The sequence below is a fragment of the Paenibacillus auburnensis genome, assembly GCF_927798115.1.
GTDB classification, from domain to species: domain Bacteria; phylum Bacillota; class Bacilli; order Paenibacillales; family Paenibacillaceae; genus Paenibacillus_AQ; species Paenibacillus_AQ auburnensis.
Genome location: NZ_CAKMMG010000001.1, coordinates 2,316,803 through 2,339,275 on the forward strand (window position 1 = coordinate 2,316,803; position 22,473 = coordinate 2,339,275).

Annotated in this window: 18 protein-coding genes; all 18 read right to left on the reverse strand. The window is 51.2% G+C overall.

Annotated features, from left to right (window positions below; translation table 11 throughout):
• Positions 1-16 precede the first annotated feature (16 nt).
• The 18 genes from murA to L6H70_RS10845 all read right to left on the reverse strand — a co-directional run bounded on the left by murA (position 17) and on the right by L6H70_RS10845 (position 22,447).
• Positions 17-1,300 (reverse strand): UDP-N-acetylglucosamine 1-carboxyvinyltransferase, encoded by a 1,284-nt coding sequence (murA, locus tag L6H70_RS10760; RefSeq protein WP_236332642.1) that lies wholly within the window; start codon positions 1,298-1,300, stop codon positions 17-19.
• 238 nt (positions 1,301-1,538) lie between these two features.
• A complete protein-coding gene (murG, locus tag L6H70_RS10765; RefSeq protein ID WP_236332644.1) occupies positions 1,539-2,654 on the reverse strand; it encodes an undecaprenyldiphospho-muramoylpentapeptide beta-N-acetylglucosaminyltransferase in 1,116 nt (371 codons plus the stop codon).
• Positions 2,655-2,659: 5 nt separating this feature from the next.
• Positions 2,660-3,757: a stage V sporulation protein E gene (gene spoVE, locus L6H70_RS10770; RefSeq protein WP_236332646.1), complete on the reverse strand. Its 1,098-nt coding sequence runs from the start codon at positions 3,755-3,757 to the stop codon at positions 2,660-2,662.
• A gap of 49 nt (positions 3,758-3,806) precedes the next feature.
• Positions 3,807-5,225 carry a UDP-N-acetylmuramoyl-L-alanine--D-glutamate ligase gene (murD, locus tag L6H70_RS10775; protein WP_236332648.1) on the reverse strand — a complete coding sequence of 473 codons (1,419 nt, stop codon included), beginning with the start codon at positions 5,223-5,225 and terminating at the stop codon, positions 3,807-3,809.
• 3 nt (positions 5,226-5,228) lie between these two features.
• Positions 5,229-6,194 carry a phospho-N-acetylmuramoyl-pentapeptide-transferase gene (gene mraY / locus L6H70_RS10780; RefSeq protein ID WP_206101475.1) on the reverse strand — a complete coding sequence of 322 codons (966 nt, stop codon included), beginning with the start codon at positions 6,192-6,194 and terminating at the stop codon, positions 5,229-5,231.
• A 21-nt stretch (positions 6,195-6,215) separates the two neighbouring features.
• On the reverse strand, positions 6,216-7,625 hold the full coding sequence (locus L6H70_RS10785) for a UDP-N-acetylmuramoyl-tripeptide--D-alanyl-D-alanine ligase (protein ID WP_236332650.1): 1,410 nt from the start codon (positions 7,623-7,625) through the stop codon (positions 6,216-6,218).
• On the reverse strand, positions 7,622-9,109 hold the full coding sequence (locus L6H70_RS10790; protein WP_236332653.1) for a UDP-N-acetylmuramoyl-L-alanyl-D-glutamate--2,6-diaminopimelate ligase: 1,488 nt from the start codon (positions 9,107-9,109) through the stop codon (positions 7,622-7,624). Before L6H70_RS10790 ends, L6H70_RS10785 begins: the two co-directional genes overlap by 4 nt.
• 50 nt (positions 9,110-9,159) lie before the next feature.
• Positions 9,160-11,085 (reverse strand): stage V sporulation protein D, encoded by a 1,926-nt coding sequence (locus L6H70_RS10795; RefSeq protein WP_236333247.1) that lies wholly within the window; start codon positions 11,083-11,085, stop codon positions 9,160-9,162.
• A 130-nt stretch (positions 11,086-11,215) separates the two neighbouring features.
• Positions 11,216-13,441: a penicillin-binding transpeptidase domain-containing protein gene (locus L6H70_RS10800; RefSeq protein WP_236332654.1), complete on the reverse strand. Its 2,226-nt coding sequence runs from the start codon at positions 13,439-13,441 to the stop codon at positions 11,216-11,218.
• 43 nt (positions 13,442-13,484) lie between these two features.
• Positions 13,485-13,880 (reverse strand): hypothetical protein, encoded by a 396-nt coding sequence (locus tag L6H70_RS10805; protein WP_236332656.1) that lies wholly within the window; start codon positions 13,878-13,880, stop codon positions 13,485-13,487.
• A 26-nt stretch (positions 13,881-13,906) separates the two neighbouring features.
• Positions 13,907-14,860 (reverse strand): 16S rRNA (cytosine(1402)-N(4))-methyltransferase RsmH, encoded by a 954-nt coding sequence (gene rsmH, locus L6H70_RS10810; protein WP_236332658.1) that lies wholly within the window; start codon positions 14,858-14,860, stop codon positions 13,907-13,909.
• Positions 14,861-14,899: 39 nt separating this feature from the next.
• Positions 14,900-15,337, reverse strand: coding sequence for a division/cell wall cluster transcriptional repressor MraZ (gene mraZ, locus L6H70_RS10815; RefSeq protein ID WP_038595376.1), 438 nt, complete (start codon positions 15,335-15,337; stop codon positions 14,900-14,902).
• Between the two features lie 189 nt (positions 15,338-15,526).
• On the reverse strand, positions 15,527-16,798 hold the full coding sequence (locus L6H70_RS10820) for an adenosylhomocysteinase (protein ID WP_236332660.1): 1,272 nt from the start codon (positions 16,796-16,798) through the stop codon (positions 15,527-15,529).
• 46 nt (positions 16,799-16,844) lie between these two features.
• The gene (gene bshC / locus L6H70_RS10825) at positions 16,845-18,476 is read right to left on the reverse strand and encodes a bacillithiol biosynthesis cysteine-adding enzyme BshC (protein ID WP_236332662.1); all 1,632 of its coding nucleotides are present in this window, start codon (positions 18,474-18,476) and stop codon (positions 16,845-16,847) included.
• A gap of 161 nt (positions 18,477-18,637) precedes the next feature.
• The gene (locus L6H70_RS10830; RefSeq protein ID WP_236332664.1) at positions 18,638-19,558 is read right to left on the reverse strand and encodes an ABC transporter ATP-binding protein; all 921 of its coding nucleotides are present in this window, start codon (positions 19,556-19,558) and stop codon (positions 18,638-18,640) included.
• Positions 19,555-20,550, reverse strand: coding sequence for an ABC transporter ATP-binding protein (locus L6H70_RS10835; RefSeq protein WP_206101485.1), 996 nt, complete (start codon positions 20,548-20,550; stop codon positions 19,555-19,557). The genes L6H70_RS10830 and L6H70_RS10835 overlap by 4 nt, the downstream gene beginning before the upstream one ends.
• Before the next feature lie 13 nt (positions 20,551-20,563).
• Positions 20,564-21,511 (reverse strand): ABC transporter permease, encoded by a 948-nt coding sequence (locus L6H70_RS10840; protein WP_269751859.1) that lies wholly within the window; start codon positions 21,509-21,511, stop codon positions 20,564-20,566.
• A gap of 3 nt (positions 21,512-21,514) precedes the next feature.
• The gene (locus tag L6H70_RS10845; protein WP_206105254.1) at positions 21,515-22,447 is read right to left on the reverse strand and encodes an ABC transporter permease; all 933 of its coding nucleotides are present in this window, start codon (positions 22,445-22,447) and stop codon (positions 21,515-21,517) included.
• Positions 22,448-22,473 lie beyond the last annotated feature (26 nt).

Genomic DNA, 22,473 nt, shown 5'->3' on the forward strand with positions numbered 1-22,473 from the left:
AAGGAGACAGGGAGCTTTAATTGGCCAAATCAACAGGACCCGGTACAGGTGCTTTGCGGCTGATGCGTGCACCCAGCTTCTGGAACAGCTTCTCAATACCGTCATAGCCCCGGTCAATATGGTGCGCCTGCTCGACTACAGTAGTTCCCTGGGCTGCGAGTCCGGCAATCACCAGAGCGGCTCCTGCCCGCAGATCGGTTGCTTCCACTGTCGCCCCATACAATCGCTGCACACCGCGGATAAACGCCCGGTTTAAATCAATGGAGATATCCGCACCCATACGGGCCATCTCCTCCACATGCTTAAAGCGTCCCTCGAATACCGTCTCTTTAATGACACTGAAACCGTCGGCCAAAGACAGCAGCACCATCACCTGAGATTGCAGATCCGTTGGAAAGGAGGGATACGGTGAAGTTACTATTCTCTCTACCGCACGTGGACGTCCTATGCAACTGATATTAATTATATCATTGCAAACTGTAATTTGAACACCTGCCCGCCTCAGCACATGGATGAGCGAAGTTAAATGCCCAGCGTTCGTATGGGTCAGCGTAACACTGCCGCGTGTGGCTGCTGCGGCAATCATTACTGTGCCGGCTACAATCCGGTCAGGAATAACCTCATACGTGCAGGGGTACAGCTTATTCACGCCTTGGACCGTAATCGTATCGGTACCTGCACCGATAATCTGAGCGCCCATCGCATTCAGAAAATTCTGCAGATCCTGAATCTCCGGCTCTCTGGCCGCCCCCGATATCGTGGTCGTTCCCACTGCCATAGCAGCGGCCATCATAATATTTTCTGTTGCTCCAACACTGGGATAGTCAAGATGGATGTCACTTCCAGTCAGCTTTACAGCCCGGCAGGTAATCCGTCCATTACTCTCCTCAATCTCAGCTCCAAGCAGCTTAAGGCCCTGCAGATGAAGGTCTATCTTGCGCTCCCCGATCGCACAGCCTCCCGGCTGATAAATCGTCACTTCTCCAAATCTGGATAATAATGGCCCCATCAAAAAAATAGAAGATCGCATTTGACGCATTAGATCCTCTGGAACATGGGAAGTGCTTAAGGAAGACGTATCCATCGTCACAGTCTCCGCCTCATGCGTAGTCACGCAGCCCAGCCGTTCCAGGATATTCAGCATCGTCTCGATGTCCAGCAGCTTCGGCACATTGTGCAGTGAGTGAACTCCTTCGGCCAGCAGGCTCGCCGCCAGGATCGGCAGCGCCGCATTTTTTGCTCCATGGATACGTATGGTGCCTGACAGGGGATTTCCACCCTCAATCACCAATTTGTCCAATGTATCACCTCCGAGATTACCGCTCACCCACCACTGGCACTTCCCATATGAGGACCATGAAATGTGCGGGACAGCCTTTCCCGCTTTCTCATTTCACAAACCGGTAGTGCCCTGGGTGATTGTCACGATTATAGGATTATCCTATGTTCGTAACCCCGGGTGTGTGACAGAAGGAGGTCAACAAGAACCGTATGCGCCTGATCCGGCTTGACGACCCTGTGCGACCAAGAACAGCAGCCTATTTTTTGCGCTTGGCTACAAGCCGTCGTAATTCGCTGACGACCAGCGCGGCAGAATCTCTTTTACCCAGACGTCTGGACGATTCTGCCATGCTGCTCCGCAGAGACTCCGACCCGATAATCTGCTGGATGGCCTCATGCAGCGCCTGCCCCGTTAAATCCTTCTCCAGCAGCACGACAGCCGCACCTTCCCGTTCCAGCTGCCTTGCATTCGCTTCTTGATGATTGTTCGTCACATTCGGGGATGGAATAAGGACAGAGGGAATTCCCAGTGCAGTGATCTCAGCCAGAAAAGAGGCGCCCGCCCGGTTCACAATCAGTGAGGTGCAGGCCAGAACCTCCGGCATATTGTGCACATATGGAAGAATATGCAGCCAGCTTGGTTCTCCTCCAAGCTTTTGGCGCAAGGCCTTGCGGGTTTCCTCAAAATAAGACTCGCCGGTTACATACACATAATGAACACCATTACCCTTACCCACAAACGGGGTCATTTCAATCATCGCTCGGTTAATGGCCTTGGCTCCGCCGCTGCCTCCGACCACTAGTACTACTGTGCTCCCGTCCGGGATGCCAAGTGAGGCATAGCCGCGCTTCGGACTGGCGGCTGTCACAGTTGTAGCCCGGGGGTTTCCGGTATAAATTACGTTTTTGCCGCTCGGAAAGGCTGATTCAGTGCCTTCAAAGCTAACTGCCACTGTATCGGCATAGCGGCTCAGAAACTTGTTGGTAAGACCGGGAATGGCATTCTGCTCATGAATAAGTGTCGGAATTCCCAGACGGGAAGCCGCATACACTACCGGTCCGCATACATACCCGCCGGTACCGATGACTACATCCGGTTTGAATTCTCTAAGCATTTCTTTGGAGGCTTTGACCCCCCTCAGAAAACGCATCACCGTCTTCACATTGTCCATAGAGAGCTTCCGGCGGAAACCGGTTATGTCGATGGCTTTAAAAGGAAGGTTCTCCTGCGGAACAAGTCTGCTCTCCAGACCGCGTTTACCCCCGATATAGAGAAAGGCTGATCCGCTTTCTTCTGCTTCTAGCTGCCTGGCGACGGCAACGGCGGGATAAATATGTCCCCCCGTACCACCGCCGCTTAATACGATACGCATGTCTTTCACCTCGCATAACGGGATAAATTCAGTAAAATGCCGAGAGCTGTGAGCATCAGGGTAAGTGATGAACCGCCGTAGCTGATCAGCGGAAGCGTAATGCCCGTAACCGGCATCAGGCCGATCACTACGCCGATGTTGATAATGACCTGAACGGCCACCATACTTACAATTCCTACTGCCAGATAGCTTCCGAAACGGTCAGGCAGGCTCATGGCAACCTTCATCCCCCGCCAGATCAGAATCAGGAACAGGCTCAGCACAGCGAGCCCCCCGATGAACCCCAGCTCCTCAGCCAGGATGGAAAAAATAAAATCAGTCTGCGGCTCCGGTACATAGCTGTACTTCTGCCGGCTCATGCCCAGACCAAGACCGCCAAGACCGCCGGGACCAATCGCATAGAGGGACTGGATAATCTGATAACCGGCGCCCAGCGGATCGGACCAGGGGTCCAGGAAGGCTGTGATCCGCTGCAGTCGGTAAGGGGCGGCAGCGACCAGGCCGGCGAATCCCGCTGCTCCAAGCGCTCCAAGCGAGAGCAGATGCTTCATTCGGGCCCCCGCCGTAAAGACCATCATCAGAGCCGCACCGAACATTACAGTACCTGTGCCGAGATCCGGCTGAAGCATGATCAGCGCAAACGCAGAACCGATCAGCGCAAGCGGAGGCAGCAGGCCTCGCGTGAAGGTGGAGATATCATATTCCTCCTTACCCAGCCAGTTGGCCAGGAACAGGATCATCCCCATCTTCATGAATTCGGAGGGCTGAATACCGAAGCTGCTGATTCCCAGCCAGCTGCGCGCACCGCCCCGGACCACTCCGATGCCCGGCACTAGTACCAAAACTAGCAGAATAAAGCAGAGAATCAGCGCAGGTCTGGCGAATTTCTTCAGCACGATGTAATGCGTGTTAGCGGTAAAGAACATCGCGCCTAAGCCTAGTCCGGCGAATAACAGCTGTCTTTTGACAAAATAAAACGAATCGCCATAATTGCGGAAGCCCAGAACCGATCCGGCGCTGTATACCATTACCATGCCGATAACCAGCAAAGCAAGGATGGGAATCAGCAGCCAGATGTCAGGCGCATGACGCGGTTTGTTCATCAGGAGCACACCTCTTGCATCCGTAGTAGGGGCTTATCCACCCCCCTACTTAAAGGTTATGCACCGCCTCTTTAAAAATACGCCCGCGCTCCTCATAGGAGGTAAACATATCCCAGCTGGCACACGCAGGAGACAGGAGAACAACATCTCCCGCTTCCGCAATGGCGGAAGCCTCCCGCACAGCCTCTTGCAGCACGGCAGCGGCACTCTCCCCATTATCGACGGAGATGACATGCTTTACTCCTGCCAGGCTAGCGACCTTTGCCAGCTTGTCCTTTGTCTCTCCCAGCAGAACTACACCTTTCACCCCGCCGAGGACAGGCAGCAGCTCCATATAATCGGAACCGCGGTCGAGGCCTCCTGCGATCAGTACTACCGGCTGTTTAAAGGAGCCCAGAGCCATCGTAGTCGCCTTAGAATTGGTGGCTTTGGAGTTATTGAAATAAGCGGCCCCTTCTTTATCCGCCACATACTCCAGCCGGTGCTCGACGCCGCGGAAGGAGGCTAACACCTCGCCTAACACTGCAGGATCCGCTCCTGCGGCAATGGCTATACCGCAGGCTGCCAGTGCATTCTCCACGTTGAAGCGGCCCGGCAAGCCAATGGTATTTACTTTGGCAATCTCTGTCTCGCTTTCTGAATAATCACGGTAGATGATAACCCGCTCCAGGTCATCCTCGGTATCCGGAACATAAGAGGGCCGGACAAAGATACCCTGGACCAGCTCCTCTGTCATGGAGAAAGGAAGAATACCCGCTTTGATATAAGGCACCAGCTCACGGCAGACCGGGTCATCCCAGTTTAGCACCGCAGTATCACTTGGTCCCTGATTGGCAAACAGTTTGGCTTTGGAGGCCACATAATCCTCCATACCGCCATGATAGTCCAAATGGGTCTCCGCCACATTCAGCAGTGCTCCTACCTTAGGACGGAACGTCTCGGTTCCTTTGAGCTGAAAGCTGCTTAGCTCCACTACCATCCAGTTGTCCTCATCTGCTTCCTGCGCGGCCTGGCAGAGCGGCGTACCGATATTGCCGGCGACAATCGGTCTCATCCCGGCGGCATCGAGCATACGCCCAACCCAAGTGGTTGTGGTCGTCTTGCCGTTAGAACCGGTAATGCCGATCATCGGTGCCGCACAAATACGGTAAGCCACCTCTACCTCGGTCACGATTTCAATGCCAAGCTCCAGCGCTTTTTGTACAGGAGGCACCGAATAAGGGATCCCCGGATTTTTAACTACAAGGCTCACGCCTTCATGAATCAGTCCATCCGGATGCCCGCCGCATATAACAGAAATTCCCAAAGATTCCAGTTCGGAAGCTTCGGGACTTTGATCTCTTTCCTTTTTATCATTGACCGTTACAACCGCGCCGCGTTCATGCAGCACCTTGGCCACCTGGACGCCGCTTTTCGCGAGCCCCAGGACGACCACTTGCTTACCCCGGTATTCATCTGGATGCTTCATTCCTTACAACCCCTTGCTCAAGATTAGTCCCACTGCCGCCAGTACCAAACTTACCGCCCAAAAGGTGGTGACGACTCTCCATTCCGACCAGCCGCCCAGCTCAAAATGATGATGAATCGGGCTCATTCTGAAAATGCGCTTGCCGCGCGTCTTAAAGGAAGCCACCTGCAGAACAACAGACAGCATCTCAATAACAAACACGCCGCCGATTACCACAAAGAGCAGTTCACTTTTGGTCACAATGGCAATTGCCCCAATCGCCCCGCCGATACCGAAGGAACCGAAATCCCCCATAAAGACTTTGGCCGGGTGGGCATTGAACACCAGAAAGCCGAGTACTGCACCAATCATCGCCGCTGCGCATACTCCTGCTGCAATCGATGTAGCCTGCATGGCCACTACGGCAAAGGCGGCAAGTGCAATGGCACTCACACCGGACAACAATCCATCTACGCCATCTGTAAAATTCACGGCGTTCGTGACCGCCATCATCATGATCACAATGAACGGATAGTAGAACCACCCGCCCCAGTCAAAGCTGATGTCCGTACCCGGAATGCTAATTCCGGTATTGTGGCCGGCATTATTCAGCAGGATACATAGCACGATGCCCACCAGGAGTTGACCCGCCAGCTTCTGGCGTGCGGTAAGTCCGAGTGAACGTTTAAAGGCAATCTTAATATAGTCATCCAGAAACCCGATCAGCCCGTAGCCGAGCGTAGCCACCAGAAGGACATAAAAGTCCGAATTCACCACGGAAAATTTCAAGAAAGATAACGTGAACGCCACCATGATGATAATTCCACCCATTGTAGGCGTGCCCGCTTTTTTCAAGTGGGATTGCGGTCCGTCGTCACGTACTTGCTGTCCGAATTTCATCCTGCGCAGCAGCGGAATGATGAGCGGAGCGGCAATGACCGCAAGGATAAAGGATACAGCAATTGTCAGCAGCAGAAGTTGATAATCCATGGGTACACCCCCTCCATTAATTTAGGTCTGATTAAAATGTTCATTCAGGCTGTGCAGCACCTCTTCCAGGCGCATACCCCTGGAGGCTTTGAACAGCACAATATCCTTGGCACTGCACTTGCTGTTCAGGACCGAAGACAGCTCTGCCTTGTCTGTAAAGGCAAACACCCGTTCAGGGCCGAATTTCTCGGTTGCTGCCTCAGCAAGCTTAGCAGCGAGCGGACCATAGGCAAACACCAGATCGGTTAATGCCGGATCAAGATATTCACCGATTTCCCGGTGGAAATCCTCTTCCTCCGGACCCAGTTCCAGCATGTCCCCTAGTACAGCGATCCGGCTGCCGCCGGTTTTCATAGACTGGAGCACATCAATCGCTGCTTTCATCGAGGTTGGACTAGCATTATAGGCATCATTCAGCAGTGTCAGGCCGGATGCGGTCATCATCACTTCAATCCGCATGCCGGTCAGCTTGAGACGTTTCAGCCCCTCTTCGATGTTTGCCTCGGTTACCCCATAATGGCGGGCAACTGCCAGTGCGGCCAACGCGTTGATGACATTATGGCGTCCGGGAAGCGGCAGTGTAAAGGCACGCTCCTCAGCAAGATAGCGGGTTGTAAACGTCATTCCTCCGGGGTGCGTCATCATCCCTGTAGGATAATTATCGTTATCTGCACTCAAACCAAAACGTAGCATCTGCATACGTGCAGGGGCGTGGAAAGAAGGCTCAGCCATCACTTCCGCGAGTAAAGGTTCATCGCCGTTGTAGATAAGCAGTCCTCCAGGCTTCAGCCCCTCGGCGATTTCCAGCTTAGCCCGGGCAATTTCCTTACGCGAGCCAAGCTGCAGCAGATGCGATTCGCCTATATTGGTGATAACCGCTACATCAGGAGCAGCAAGCGAAGCGAGCAGGGCAATTTCCCCCCGGGAGCTCATGCCCATCTCCAGAATAGCAATTTCTGTGTTCTCGCTCATCGAGAGTACAGTAAGCGGCAAGCCGATATGATTATTGAAATTCCCCTGGGTTTTGTGGACCTTATACTGGCCCTCCAAAAGAGCAGTAATCATATCCTTCGTTGTCGTTTTGCCGTTGCTGCCCGTGATCGCCACAACCTGCGGGGCTGTTTCAGTTAAATATGCGGCAGCCAGCTTCTGCAGCGCAGCCAGCGTATCCTCAACCAGAATGACAGCACCGCCTTCCGGTGCAGGTCCCTTGTCATGCTGCCACAACGTGGCAGCAGCTCCGGCAGCCAAAGCCGCCGCACTGTAATGATGCCCGTCAAAATTGTCTCCGGCCAGCGGCACAAACAGGCAGCCTGTTGTAATTTTACGTGAGTCGGTAACGACCCCGGCAATCTCCATATTCGTATCTACAGCGGAACCCAGTTCTCCTCCGCACATGTCAGCGATTCTTTGCAGCGTTCTTGTAATCAATAGCTTCGGCCCCTTATAACATCTTTGGCAACAAGACGGTCATCGAAATCATGAACCACTCCGCCAATCAGCTGATAGGTCTCATGACCTTTCCCCGCAATCAATACTACATCCCCGGGGCTTGCCATTTCAATAGCTTTTGTGATCGCCTCCCGGCGGTCCGGTATCATCTCATAGCTGTCCTGTGCCACGCCATCTTCTGTCAGTCCGGCCTCGATATCCTGCAGAATCAGCAGCGGATCCTCCGTCCGGGGATTATCGGAAGTAACAAAGACATGATCGCTATACTTCGCGGCAATCTTGCCCATGAGCGGCCGTTTGGTCTTATCTCTGTCTCCGCCGCATCCGAACACCGTCAGCACCTTTCCGCCGGCAAATTCACACACTGCTCTCAGTACATTCTCCAGGCCATCCGGTGTATGGGCATAGTCAACAATCACTGCATAATCCTGGCCTGCATCGACAGACTCTACACGTCCATCCACACCGGCTACAGATTCCAGACTGGCCTTGATCTCTTCCAGCGGAACATCTTCAAGCAGTGCGGCTGTAATTGCAGCAAGCGCATTGTAGACATTAAACTTACCGACCATACGCAGCGAAATGTCAGCCTCTCCCTTAAACGTATCCACATGGAAAAAAGTTCCCTTTGACGTGATCGATATCTGCGAAGCTCTAACATTCGCTTTGCTGTCAATACCGTATGTAATCACTTCGGCTGCGGTTTGGGCGGCAAAATAAGCAGCCGCCTCATCATCGGCATTCAGCACGGCATATTTGCGTTCTTCTTTCCATGGCGAAATCACATTTCCAAGACGTGAGAAGAACAGTCCTTTTGCAGCACGGTACTCCTCCATCGTATGATGGTAATCCAGGTGGTCCTGGGTTAAATTCGTGAAAATAGCTGTACGGTAATCCGTCCCTTTTACCCGTCCCTGATGGAGCGCATGGGAAGATACTTCCATTACACAGCACTCCACACCCTTTAGAGCCATATCATTCAGCGTGCGCTGAAGCTCAAGCGATTCTTGTGTAGTACCTGACGCCGTGTAGGTCTGGCCGTCATAACGCAGCTGAATCGTACCGATCAGCCCTGTCTTTACTCCATGATCCGCCATAATCTTTTCGATCAGATAGGTGGTCGTTGTTTTACCGTTTGTACCAGTCACACCAATCATCTTCATCCGGCTGCTCGGAGAGCCGAAGAAGGCATTTGACAATACGGACATCGCAAACCGGCAATCATCTACGATTAGCTGCGGCAGATCTATGTCCAGCTTCCGTTCGCAGACAAGAGCAGAAGCCCCGTTTGCCGCCGCCTGCGGTGCAAATTCGTGACCATCCACCGTAAAACCCGGCAGACAGATAAACAGGTCACCCGGTTTAACTTTGCGGGAATCCGCCTGAATATCTGAAATCTCTGTTTCCCCATCCCCGTACAAACGCGATGCCGCGAGACAAGAAGATAATTCTTTAATTTTCATAACTAATCCCTCACTCTGCAATTTCGGATAAGAAGATATACTTACCACTATCATTCACTGGAAGTACCCATATAAATCCTAATGGTTGAACCCTGTTCAACTCTTGCCCCAGGCTTGGGAGCCTGATTAATTACAGTATTGCCAGTCCCGGAACGAGCAAGCGTAAAGTTCATATTCAGATCCTCATAAATATCCTGTACTGTCGCCCCTGTAAGATCAGGAACCGTAACAATCGGAGTTTCTCCGTATTTATAGGTTTTGGGAAGCTGATCTTTCCGCTCCGGTACCTTTAAATAATGCAGGGAATCCTCCAGGATGTTCTGTACGATCGGAGCGGCTACTACGCCCCCGAACTGTATTCCCTTGGGATTGTCGACCGCGGTGTATACTACGATCTGCGGATCATCCGCAGGCGCAAAGCCGACAAAAGAAACAATGTGCTCCGTCGGAGAATAGCGGCCGTTAATCACTTTTTGTGCCGTCCCCGTTTTACCTCCCACCCGGTAGCCGTCAATGAATGCCGGCCGCCCGGTGCCTTTGGCAACCACGCTCTCGAGGGCAGCCCGCACTTTCTTCGACGTTTCTTCCGAAATCACTTGCCGCACTTCCTTAGGCTGAACCTCCGATACAGTCTCACCCGTTTCCGGATTGATCCAGGCCTTAGCAACATGGGGGGTAAACAGCTTGCCGCCATTAATGGCTGCCGACACTGCTGCGATCTGCTGGATAGGTGTAACCGAGACCCCTTGGCCAAAAGCAGTAGTTGCCAGCTCCACCGGCCCGACTTGGGAAGGCTTGAACAGAATTCCGCTCGCTTCTCCGTTCAAATCAATGCCTGTCTTCGTTCCAAAGCCGAAATCACGGATATATTTGAACAAAGTATCTTTACCAAGCCGCTGCCCCAGTGCCACAAACCCGGGGTTGCATGAATTTTCAACCACTTCAAGGAAGGTCTGGCTGCCATGCCCGCCCTTTTTCCAGCAGCGCAGCTTCGCACCTCCGACCTCAATATATCCCGGATCAAAGAAATGCTCATTCTGCAAATCAACTTTATTCTCCTCCAGCGCAGCAGCCAAGGTAATAATCTTGAACGTTGACCCCGGCTCATAAGTCATCCATATCGGAAGATTGCGGTTATAGACCGCTGCATCATATTCCTTGTAAGCACCAGGTTCATAACCCGGCCGGCTGGCCATGGCCAGAATTTCGCCGTTCTTCGGATTCATCGCGATTGACCAGGCGCCTTGTGCCTGATACTTGACCATTGCCTGATCGAGCTCGCGTTCCATGATCGATTGAATTTGCTTATCAATCGTCAGCTGCAGGCTCAAGCCTTCCTGAGGTTCGGAATATTTCTCTGAAGAGCCTGGCATCAGCCGGCCGCCCGCATCGGACAAATAAGACACATTGCCTTCTATTCCTTTTAGCAGCTTATCGTATATGCTTTCTACTCCGGTAATCCCCTGATTATCAATCCCGGTGAATCCGAGAATATGTGCTGCCAAATCACCGAAGGGATAGTAACGCTTGTTATCCTCAGCCACAACGATGCCCGGCAGCTGCAAATCACGGATGCTCGCGGCAAGCTCCATCGTAATTTTGCGGCCGCCGGGCTGTAGCTTCACCGACATCTCACGTTTGGACATTAAGGCGACCAGCTTCTCTTCGGTCATACCAAGAAGGGGAGCCAGCTGCTGTGCCGTCTTTTGCTTATCCTTGACCTGTACGGGAACAGCATAAACCGTAGGCGAGCTGACATTGTAGGCCAGCGCGACGCCTTCGCGGTCCAATATTTCACCGCGCTTTGCGGTATACGGAATATTACGACGCCACGACTCCTCTGCCTTAGCGCTCAGCTTCTCACCTTGATAGAGCTGCACATAGGCAAGACGTACGGCCAGCGAACCGAACAATACAGCCAGTCCCAGCAGTGTCCACAGCATTCTCCGCCGAGTTACGACTTTCGAAACCTTCATTCCGTTCTCCCCGCTTTCGCTCGTATAGACATGATCTCTTATCTTCATGACTATTCGGGACAAACAGGGCTTAGAACAAGCCTCACGAAACTGCAAGAATTACTATAGATTAAATTTGTGCTTTTTTATGCTAGCCTCCGCTATCCTCAGAACCTGCTGCATCCTCATCTGCGGCAGCAACAGGAATTTCCTCCCCGTATTCATTGAGCGGATTGAGCTTCAGGGTCACCAGCTTTTTGCCATTCTGATCTGATTCGGTCTGCTCTGTGACATACCCTTCACCTTCAACCGCAATGCCGACCTTAAGCAGATTAAGAACCTCCAGCGCATCACGCAGTGACTGCCCGCGCAAATCAGGGATGGCCGTTTGATCCCCCTGCTGGCTAAGCAAATAGATCCGCTGGCCCGAAGCGAGCAGGGTGCCCTTCTCCGGATACTGGCTTACTACATTCGCCCCTCCGCCGACCGTTTCAAAATCATATCCCTGATCGAGCAAAAGCTCCCGTGCTTCCTTCATCGTTTTGCCGGTTAAGTCCGGTGTTGAACGCTGCGGCACTGCAGCAGTTTGGCTCACCTTCGCCCCCGTTTCCTTTGCACTCTCAACTGTTTTGGGTACGCCCATATATTGGAGAGACTGCGAAACGATCTCTTTGAAGACCGGAGCTGCTGCGGTACCGCCGCCAACCTCCACGTTTGGTTCATCGATAATGACGATAACCGCGATCTTCGGATCATTAACCGGGGCATAACCGATAAAGGATACGAGCACCTTGGACTTCACGTAATCCTGACCCTCTACCTTGATCGCTGTACCGGTCTTCCCTGCTACCCGGTAGCCTTCAATGTAGGCATGACGTCCGGTACCAATACTCTGATCCGATACAACCTGCTCCAGATAGCTGCCGGTCTCCCGTGCACTTTCCTCCGAGATAACCTGACGGACAACCTCTGGCTGGGTAACCACTGTTTTCCCGGTATTCGGATCGGTCACTTCCTTGACGACATGCGGAACCATCAGCTTACCACCATTCGCGATGGCCGCTACTGCCGTAAGCTGCTCGATTGGCGTTACCTGCACCTTCCCGTGTCCGTAAGCCAGTGTGGCATACTCGACAGCATATTGCGGTGTTACCCTACCTGAGACTTCTCCAGGCAGATCGATGCCTGTCTTCTCTTCAAACCCAAAATCATGGATATACTGGGTCAGCCGTTCCTGTCCAAGCATCTCATAACCCAGCTTTACAAAAGCAACGTTACTGGAGCGTTTGACACCTTCAAGAAAGGAAATCTCACCCCAACCAGAGCGGTTGATGTCATGGAGCGCTTTACTGTAGCCCTTGATCCGGATCGAACCTGACTTAAAGGTGGCATCGGGATTAAACAGCTTCTCCTGCACCGTCCCGGCCAGCGTTACAATTTTAAAGGTGGAACCGGGCTCGTAGATCGATTTAATCGCATGGTTCAAAAAGTCTCCCTGATCGGTTGTCTTCCAGAATTCATTGGGATTAAACGTAGGCATGTTCGCCATACCGAGAATATCCATCGTGTTCGGATCCGCAGCAATAACAGTCATGCTCTTCGGTTTGTACTGGTTATAAGCCTTCTGCATCGCATCTTCAATATAACGTTGAATCATACTGTCAATGGTCAGCTTGAAATTACTTCCGTTTACCGCGGGCTTATAGGTATCCTGAGAGTCAGGAAGCTTAATCCCCTTGCCGTCACTCTGATAATTGAGCTCGCCGTTGATTCCCTTAAGCTTATCGTCCAAATATTTCTCCAGCCCCATGATGGCAACGCCGTCCCGGTTGGTATAGCCCAAAATATGCGCAGCCAAAGAGTCCTTCGGATAATAGCGTTTCTGCTCCGTGATAAGTCCAACCCCGGTCTCGAGAATATCATGCTCTTCTTCCAGACCTTCGTAGAATTCCTTCACCTTATCCGCAAGCTCTTTGTCTATCTTCCAGCCTTCATTGCGGATTTCACGGTTCTTCAGGTAGTTCCCGTTCTTATCCTTGGCTTCGACCAGCGCCTTCAGTTCATTCTCCGGTTTGCCCAGCAGCTCGTGGAGCCCCTGAATCACTTCTTCACCGAGCCCCTGCTCCGCTATGACCTCAGGGTTCACAACAACCGTGTAAGCCGGAACATCGCTGGCCAGAACACTACCGTTGCGGTCTTCGATCGTTCCCCGCTTAGCTTTGATGACTGAGGTATGCGCCCATTGGGCGATTGCCTTTTCATGCCAGAAATCGTTTTGCAGCACCTGAATCCAGAATACCCTGGCAACTAAAACAAGAAAAAAGAGGGTAATACACCCTCCTATAAACAGCGTGCGAAGTTTGATTCTCTTTACCATAAGGAAACCTCACAAACTCTATTATTGCGGCTGCTGTCAGCCGCTAATTGTCGTTTCCGTCAGCTGCCGTACCTTTAGTGGATACATAGATTGTAGAATCTTCAGGCGGCTGAATATAGCCCAGCTTTTCAGCTTTCACGGCCACCTGCTGCTCTAAAGACTGCTTCTCCATTTGATAAGTGGCAATTTGCTTTTGAGTTTCAGCGATTTTGCTGTCCAGCTTTTGAGCCTGCATGTTCAAATCATAAATATGGACGTAACGCCAAATCAGGGCGACAGCTACCAGCACAAATGCTCCCAGTGTCAGCATATACAAAAGCTTCTCCTGTGTAGGCAGCACCATCCGTCTGGTGACAACTTTCGTCTTCTCGCGGTAAAGCGGGTTTACCTCTTGTTTTCTCTTGGGTTGAACTGCTAAATTGCCGCGGGTATAGGCCATCTCTGACTCTCCTTTATCGTCGTATTTTACAATTTCTCTGCAACGCGCAATTTCGCTGAACGGGCGCGCGGGTTAAGCTCAAGTTCTTCCTCGGAAGGAATCAGCGGCTTACGGTTTATTAACTTGAGCGTGCCTTCAGCGCCGCAAACGCAAAATGGAAAGTCAGGCGGACAAGTACATCTGCTCAAATAGCTGCTGAAAATCTGCTTGCAAATCCGATCCTCCAGCGAGTGAAAAGTAATGACTGACACTCTTCCTTCCGGCGCCAGACAGCGTACAGCTCCATGCAGCCCTTCTTCAAATGCTCCCAGCTCATCATTAACCGCAATCCTAAGCCCTTGAAAACTGCGTTTCGCAGGATGTCCTCCCGTTCTCCGCGCGGCTGCGGGAATGCCCTCCTTGATCAGCTCGGCCAATTCTCCGGTACTCTCTACCGGCCGCTCCTCACGCCTCTCCACAATTTTCCGGGCAATCCGCCGTGAGAACTTCTCTTCTCCATATTGGAAAAGCACTCGGGCGATTTCCTGCTCAGGCCATGTGTTAACAATTTCGGCTGCGGTCAAGTCCGCGGACTGATCCATCCGCATATCAAGCGGGGCATCGTGATTATAGCTGAACCCCCGCTCCCCTTCATCAAACTGGGGTGAAGATACGCCAAGATCAAACAGTATGCCGTCTACCTGGGGTACACCGTCTTTTTGCGGAACAAACGGAAGATTCTTCAGGACCTGTTCAAGGTCACGGAAGTTGGTCTTAACCAGAACCACCTTCTCACCGTATTCAGCCAGACGTTCTCTGGCATTCTCCAGGGCCCAATCATCCTGATCCAGACAGATCAGCCGGCCGCTGCCGCTAAGCTTGGACGCTATAAGAGAACTGTGTCCAGCTCCTCCAAGTGTACAGTCGACATAAATGCCGTCCTTCTTGATGTGCAGCCCTTCTGTCGCTTCTTCTTTAAGCACCGTGATGTGGTGAAACAAGCTGCATCCCTCCAGGGCAGTATTCGAATTGTGTATGTTTTATAGATCAAAATTGAAATCAACCAATTTTTCGGCAATCTCGTTGAACGATTCCTCTGACTGTTCGAAGTACTGTTCCCATAGCTCCTTGTTCCAGATCTCCACCCGGTTCGAAACGCCCAGAATAACACAGTCCTTGTCCAGCTTGGCATATTGCCGCAAATTCCCCGGCAGATTTACCCTGCCCTGCTTGTCCCAGACGCATTCGGTCGCTCCCGAGAAAAAAAAGCGGCTGAATGCACGGGCATCCGATTTCATCAGTGAAAGGCTTTTGAGCTTTTGCTCCATGATTCCCCATTCTTCCATGGGATAAACAAACAGGCAGGAGTCAAGGCCGCGGGTCGCAACGAAAGAGGTTCCGAGCAATTCACGGAACTTAGCCGGGATAATGATCCGGCCTTTGTCGTCAATGCTATGCTGGAATTCCCCCATAAACATCGTTTTACCCACTCCTTGTTACCGATTCCCCACTTTACCCCACTTCACACCACCTAAGCATAATAGATTCGCCATTAAAAATCAAAAACCTTTTTCACAGGTGAGGTAATTTTTTCTTATTTGTCAAGTCTCCATAAAAATAACCTGGGCCGTTTGTCGGCACCAGGCTTTAGTGTGTAACTATACCGCTTAACCGTTCAAATTCCAGCTGTCTAGATAATCGATTTGCGCCAGAGTTAGACTATCGATGGCAATTCCCAAGCTTTCCAGCTTGTAACGCGCCACCTGCTCATCCAGATCATAAGGGACGTTCTCCACTTTGACGCCGATATTCTTGTAGTTGTCATTTACATATTTGAGGGACAATGCCTGCAGTGCAAAGGTGGTATCCATGATTTCTGCTGGATGACCGTCTGCCGCGCCCAGATTGACCAGTCTGCCTTCTACCAGCAGATAGAGCTTGCGGCCGTCCTTCAGCTGATATTCTTCGATGTTTTTGCGCACCGTCCGCTGGGAAACCGAACGTTCAGCCAGCTCCGGCTTGTTCACTTCCACATCGAAATGCCCCGCATTGCAAAGAATCGCTCCGTCCTTCATCACATCGTAGTGCTCGCCGCGGATCACATAACGGTTGCCCGTAACAGTCACGAAGAAATCACCGCGCTTAGCCGCTTCCAGCATCGGCATTACATGGAAGCCGTCCATGTGTGCTTCAACAGCTTTGATGGCATCGACTTCGGTCACGATGACATTAGCGCCAAGACCTTTCGCCCGCATGGCTACACCCTTGCCGCACCAGCCGTAACCGACTACTACGACTGTTTTACCGGCTACAATCAGGTTGGTTGTGCGGACGATGCCGTCCCACGCTGATTGGCCAGTACCATAACGGTTGTCGAACAGATACTTGCAGTAAGCATCATTGACTGCTACCATCGGGAACTTCAGGATGCCTTGCTTCTGCAAGGCTTTGAGCCGGATAATTCCGGTTGTTGTCTCTTCTGCCCCGCCGCGGATGTTCTCCATCAGGTCGGGCCGCTCCGAATGCAGCAGTGTTGCAAAATCCCCGCCATCGTCGATAATCAAGTCCGGCTTGCTCTCCAGCGCCTTGATGTTCAGTGCTTTGAACTCTTCCGGGGAAGGATTGTATTTGGCGAATACTGTAATCCCGTCTTCGACAAGCGCCGCACAGACATCGTCCTGTGTCGAGAGCGGATTGGAGCCGGTAATCGTAACCTCTGCACCTCCTGCTTGCACTACCTTAGCCAAATAGGCAGTTTTCGCCTCCAGATGCAGTGTAATCGACACCTTCAGCCCCTTGAACGGCTGCTCGGCTTCAAATTGTTCACGGATACGGTTCAGCACCGGCATATGCTGGCGGACCCAGTCGATTTTGAGATGCCCCTCGGGTGCTAGCGACATATCTGCAACAATACTATTTTCTTTCGACAATGGACTCATTTAAAAACCTCCTAAAAGTTGTGTATAGCAGATAATATCTTTTATCCTACATATAAATAATCCGGTGCGTTCCGCTGTAATCCGCCGGGATTGTCATCAGCTCATCCAGCCAGGACAGGCCATACCGGTTCAAGTAATACATAATATTGTATACTCTCTCCTGAAGCTTACCTGCAGGCATGAGCGACTGCTCAATCCGTTCCCACTGGCGAAGCGCTGCTTCATTCTGCTTTTCCATGGCATCCATGGCTTTTCCTTGCAGAAAGGCAATCTGATCGAGAATTTTCTCTTTATTATTGTTGCCGAGTTTCAGAAGTCCGGCCTGAATGTTGCCGAGCTGTTCAATCAATGGCTCATACATAGCGGTGAAAGCTTCTTTGGTCTCCTCGAACCGCCGCCCAAGCTCAAGTTCATCCTGGGCTGCCAGCCACTCTTTGCGTTTATTCTCAAGACCAGCACGGACATCCGCGAAGGAAAGTCCGTATTTATCCATGTGCTTGTGGAGCGTGCCTTCTATTACCGTAAAAGACATACGCGGCAGAATCAGCGGCATTTGCCCGCCGACCACTTGAAATGCATCGCGCGGGATCGCCCAGTAAGCCATTTCCCCTTGTCCGAGTACGGTTGCCAGAACCGGCAGGATATAATCCTGCATCAGCGGGCGGGTCAGAACATTGTTGCTGAACCGTTCCGGATGCTCGTCCAGAATCATCAGCAGCTCCTCCCGTGAAAAAGAGACCTCTCCTTTACGATCGCTGAATCTTCCTTCCGATTTATGCAGCAGAAGGCGCGCTCCTTCATGTATATAGAAGAGATTGGCATTGCCCGGCGTCACATCCGCCTGCAGGTCATAACCTGCGGCAATAATATTCGCAGCTGTCTCCTTATAGGCAGCTTCCAGCTCATCATTCCGTTCAATCAGTGCCTTGAACAATGGACGCTCCAGCCTACGCAGCGACGGATCTGCAGAGTCAAGCAGAATAAGGCCGAATTTGCCGAACAAAGAACCCATTAGCTTAGCAAAAGCATCACTCATACTGCATGCTGAATCTGAGGAAGTACGGATAAACTCCATGATTTGCGGTTTAAATTCACTTTCCTGCAGCATGCCCTCCAGCAGTTCAGTAACCTGCTGCCAGCTCTGCTCCTCTACCGTGATGCCGCTGACTGAAGCGCGCGGCCCTTCAGGTTTGTCCAGCTTGATTTTAGCAATCTCACCCGTCCGGTTCAAAACATAGGTATGATTCACCTCATCCCAGTCATGATCCTCTCCGGCGATCCAGAATAGCGGAACGACAGGCCGCCCCAGCCGGGTTGCGGCTTCTTTAGCCGCCAGAATTGTTGTCACCGCCTTATAAACAACGAAGAGCGGTCCTGTGAACAGGCCGCTTTGCTGCCCGCCGGTAATCACCAGTGTTCCAGGCTGCTCAAGCAGCGCAAGTGATGCCATCACCTCAGGAGAGGAATTATGACGTTCATTATAAAGGCGCAACACTGAAGCTACCTCAGCCCTGCTGGCACGCTGATCCTCACTGCCATCCAGCCACTCCGCCCGTTTCCTTCTGCTCTCTTCATTTCTGAAATCTCCGCCGTACAAATGACCTACCGATTCATAGCGGTCTATATAATCGCGTGCGAGCGCAGATCCGCCCGGTAGCGGTTCCGGTGCTACATTCATGTGTAATTGCCTCCCGTTCTTCTATTCCTGCTGTATGTAAACATTAGGTCCATAAACTCTATATGATTGTATCCAAAGTAAGGGGCTGCGTCAAAGGAATCCCGCTGACGCATAAGAGGCGGGAGCTGAACGCTCCCGCCTACATGAATGACTACTGATGATTATGCAAATTGTTTGGCGACAAAGTGACCCTTGGATACTTCCACAAGTTCGAAGTCGCTGTCATTCGATTTCGAGCCAGCCGCATAAATCGGGCTACCGAGCTCATCATGCAGGTGAATACGCTTTTTGTTAACTTCGATTTCCGGGTCCGGAACCGGAATCGCCGACAACAGCGATTTGGTGTACGGATGGATCGGGTTAGCATACAGCTCTTCGCTCTCTGCCAGTTCAACCATTCTGCCCAGGTACATAACCGCTACGCGGTCACTGATGTGCTTAACCATGGACAGGTCATGCGCGATAAAGAGATAAGTCAGGCCAAGACGGTCCTGCAATTCCTTCAGCAGGTTGACAACCTGTGCCTGAATCGACACGTCAAGCGCAGAAATCGGCTCATCGCAAACGATGAATTTAGGATTTACTGCGAGCGAACGGGCAATCCCGATACGCTGGCGTTGTCCGCCGGAGAACTCATGCGGATAGCGGGTAGCATGATCATGGTTAAGACCAACCATATCCAGCAGCTCTTCAATCCGCTTCTTGCGTTCTGCGCGGCTTCCGGCCATACCGTGAATATCCAGCGCTTCACCGATGATATCAGAAACCGTGAACCGCGGGTTAAGCGATGCGTACGGATCCTGGAAAATCATTTGCATATCGCGGCGCATAGCTTTCATTTTACCGGATGACAATTTGTAAATATCAGTACCATTATATTTCACGCTTCCGGCAGTCGGTTCGTAAAGACGAAGAACCGTACGGCCAGCAGTAGTTTTACCGCAACCGGATTCGCCTACCATCCCGAGGGTTTCACCTTCACGGATTGTGAAATTAATATTATCCACAGCCTTAAGAACTTTACCTTTGCCTACATTGAAATATTTCTTAAGACCTTCAACTTCAATCAGGTTCTTACTCAAACGTACTGCACCTCCTTGGCCATCGAATGCAGATTCCAGCAGCGCGCCATATGGGTTTCGCTGAATTCTGTGGCGCCGGGATCGATTTGTTCGCACACATGCATTGCTTCGCCGCAACGCGCAGAGAACGGACAGCCGATCGGCGGCTTAATCAGATCCGGGGGAGTACCGATGATCGGAATCAGCGGCTCACCCTTCTTTTGGTCCAGACGCGGCATTGACCGCAGAAGACCTTTAGTGTAAGGATGCTGCGGATTTTTGAAGATTTCCCACCGCGTACCGGTTTCCACTACTTCACCGGCATACATAACGATGACCCGGTCACACATGCCGGCAACCACTCCGAGATCATGTGTAATCAGGATAATGGAGGTCCCAAGCTTTTGCTGCATCTCTTTCATAACATCCATGATTTGCGCCTGAATGGTTACATCAAGCGCCGTTGTCGGCTCGTCCGCAATGAGCAGAGCCGGGCGGCAGGCTAGTGCAATAGCGATCATCACACGCTGACGCATACCGCCGGAGAATTCGTGGGGATATTGGTAAAAGCGAGCCTCCGCATTTTTGATACCTACTAATTTAAGCATCTCAATACCTTGCTTGGTCGCTTCGGCCGCTGACATTTTCTGATGTTTGATCAAAACTTCGGTTATCTGTTTACCCACTTTGATAGTTGGGTTTAAAGAAGTCATCGGGTCTTGAAATATCATGCCAATATCTTTGCCGCGAATATGTTCCATTTGTTTCATGCTTTTGTCCAGCAGATTCTGTCCTTGAAAAATAATTTCACCCTTTTTCACTTTCGAGGGCGGGGTAGGGATCAGGCGCATAATCGATTGTGCGGTAACACTCTTGCCACTACCGGATTCACCGACAATAGCAACCGTTTCGCCTTTGCCTACTTCAAAATTCATACCGCGGACAGCCTGTACTTCTCCGCCTTTCACAAAAAAGGAGACATGCAAATCCTTGACTTGCAGAATGGGTTCCATCAACGTTCATCCCCTATTTTTTCAATTTAGGATCCAGCGCATCACGAAGGCCGTCACCAAAAATGTTAAAGGAAAGCATGATCAAACTTACCAGGATAGCCGGGAACAGGAAGCGCCACGGATAGTACAGCCAGCCGGTCAGTGAGTCATTGATCATCGATCCCAGGGAAGCGACAGGAGCCTGCACACCAAGTCCAAGGAAGCTCAGGAATGCTTCAGCAAAAATTGCATTTGGTACAGATAAAGTAATCGTTACGATAATAGGTCCGACCGCATTAGGCAGCAGGTGACGGAACAACAATCTCTTGGAGCCTGCACCCATTGAACGTGAAGCAAGGACGAACTCGCGGTTCTTGAGCTGCATAATCTCACCGCGTACAATCCAGGACATATTGATCCAGCCCGTGATGGTTAAGGCCAGGATAATGGTACCCAGACTTGGCTCCATTACAACCAGGAGCAGGATAACAACCAAAAGGTAAGGAATGGCATATAAAATTTCCGAGAATTTATTCATGATGTTGTCGACACGGCCACCGAAGTAACCCATAATACCGCCGTAAATAACACCGATCAAAAGGTCGATTGCCGCAGCAGCCAGACCTACAATAAGCGAGATACGAGCTCCATACCAGGTACGTACGAAGATGTCACGGCCAAGATCATCAGTTCCGAAGAAATGATCACCTGAAGGAGGCTTATTGGTATTGAGCAAATCATTGGAATAATAATTGAATTTCGAGAAATACGGTGCAAAGATTGCAGCCAGTACAATCAGTCCCAGAATACCAAGCGCAGTCATCGCCATTTTGTTTTGACGCAGCCGCTGCCAGGAATCCCGCCAAGCGGAAAGACTTTCACGCTGAATAACCTCTGCCTGCTTCTCATCAATCCCAATTTTACGGAAATCTTCCGGTTTCAGGTTCGCATCTAGCGATACCAAGTTTTTGTCAGATGCCAATCTTTAGCCCTCCTTTCCTCCAGTTAGTTTGATCCGTGGATCTACGAATACGTAGGCAATATCTGTGATAAAACGGGCAAGCATTAGCAATACGCCGTAGAAAATCGTAATCCCCATAATAACCGTATAGTCGCGGACACCAATGGCTTCCACAAACTGCTTACCGATACCGCCAATCCCGAAGATTTGCTCGATAACTACCGAACCGGTTACAACGTTAGCTGTCATTGGTCCGAGGTAAGTTACAACTGGCAAAATCCCGTTGCGCAATACGTGACGGCTCAAAATCGCAGCCCAGCTGAGTCCCTTAGCTTTTGCCGTCTTAATATAATCGGCATGTAGCACTTCCAGCATGCTGGAACGGGTCAAACGGGCTATAAAGGCTATCGGCTGCGCTGAGAGCGCTGCTACAGGCAGAATATAATAGATCGGCCCTTTGAAGCCTGATACCGGAACCCAGTGGAACTTATAGGCTAGTACATACTGTAAAACAGAAGCGACTACAAAGCTCGGAACCGCAATCCCCAACACCGCAAGCACCATCGCAGCACTATCAATGAATTTACGGTGATAGAGTGCCGCTATCATCCCGAGAAATACCCCGACAATAACCGACACAATAATTGCGACGACTCCCAGCTTTAAGGACGCTGAAAAGGTTTGACCGATCAAGTGTGTAACGTCCTGGTTCAAACGTTTCATAGATACACCAAGGTCACCCTGGGCAATGTCACCCAAATACTTAAAATACTGATGATAGAGCGGCTTGTCCAGACCGTATTGCTCATATAAACGCGCTTTTATTTCCGGCGGAACTTTCTTCTCAGAAGTAAACGGGTCCCCCGGAATAGCTTTCATCAGAAAAAAGGTCGCTGAAATTAACACAAACAGCGATACAAGCATGTAAAACAACTTATTAGCAACATAACGAACCATCCCCATCAACACCTCCTTCGACAATT

Excerpts from the sequence above, each read along its gene's own strand:
- spoVE (WP_236332646.1), bottom strand. The coding sequence starts at position 3,757 with ATGAACAAACCGCGTCATGCGCCTGACATCTGGCTGCTGATTCCCATC.
- L6H70_RS10835 (WP_206101485.1), bottom strand. The coding sequence starts at position 20,550 with ATGGAACCCATTCTGCAAGTCAAGGATTTGCATGTCTCCTTTTTTGTG.
- L6H70_RS10795 (WP_236333247.1), bottom strand. The coding sequence starts at position 11,085 with ATGAAGGTTTCGAAAGTCGTAACTCGGCGGAGAATGCTGTGGACACTG.
- murD (WP_236332648.1), bottom strand. The coding sequence starts at position 5,225 with ATGAAGCATCCAGATGAATACCGGGGTAAGCAAGTGGTCGTCCTGGGG.
- L6H70_RS10805 (WP_236332656.1), bottom strand. The coding sequence starts at position 13,880 with ATGGCCTATACCCGCGGCAATTTAGCAGTTCAACCCAAGAGAAAACAA.
- mraZ (WP_038595376.1), bottom strand. The coding sequence starts at position 15,337 with ATGTTTATGGGGGAATTCCAGCATAGCATTGACGACAAAGGCCGGATC.
- murG (WP_236332644.1), bottom strand. The coding sequence starts at position 2,654 with ATGCGTATCGTATTAAGCGGCGGTGGTACGGGGGGACATATTTATCCC.
- L6H70_RS10845 (WP_206105254.1), bottom strand. The coding sequence starts at position 22,447 with ATGGTTCGTTATGTTGCTAATAAGTTGTTTTACATGCTTGTATCGCTG.
- L6H70_RS10790 (WP_236332653.1), bottom strand. The coding sequence starts at position 9,109 with ATGAAAATTAAAGAATTATCTTCTTGTCTCGCGGCATCGCGTTTGTAC.
- L6H70_RS10820 (WP_236332660.1), bottom strand. The coding sequence starts at position 16,798 with ATGAGTCCATTGTCGAAAGAAAATAGTATTGTTGCAGATATGTCGCTA.
- bshC (WP_236332662.1), bottom strand. The coding sequence starts at position 18,476 with ATGAATGTAGCACCGGAACCGCTACCGGGCGGATCTGCGCTCGCACGC.
- mraY (WP_206101475.1), bottom strand. The coding sequence starts at position 6,194 with ATGGATTATCAACTTCTGCTGCTGACAATTGCTGTATCCTTTATCCTT.
- L6H70_RS10800 (WP_236332654.1), bottom strand. The coding sequence starts at position 13,441 with ATGGTAAAGAGAATCAAACTTCGCACGCTGTTTATAGGAGGGTGTATT.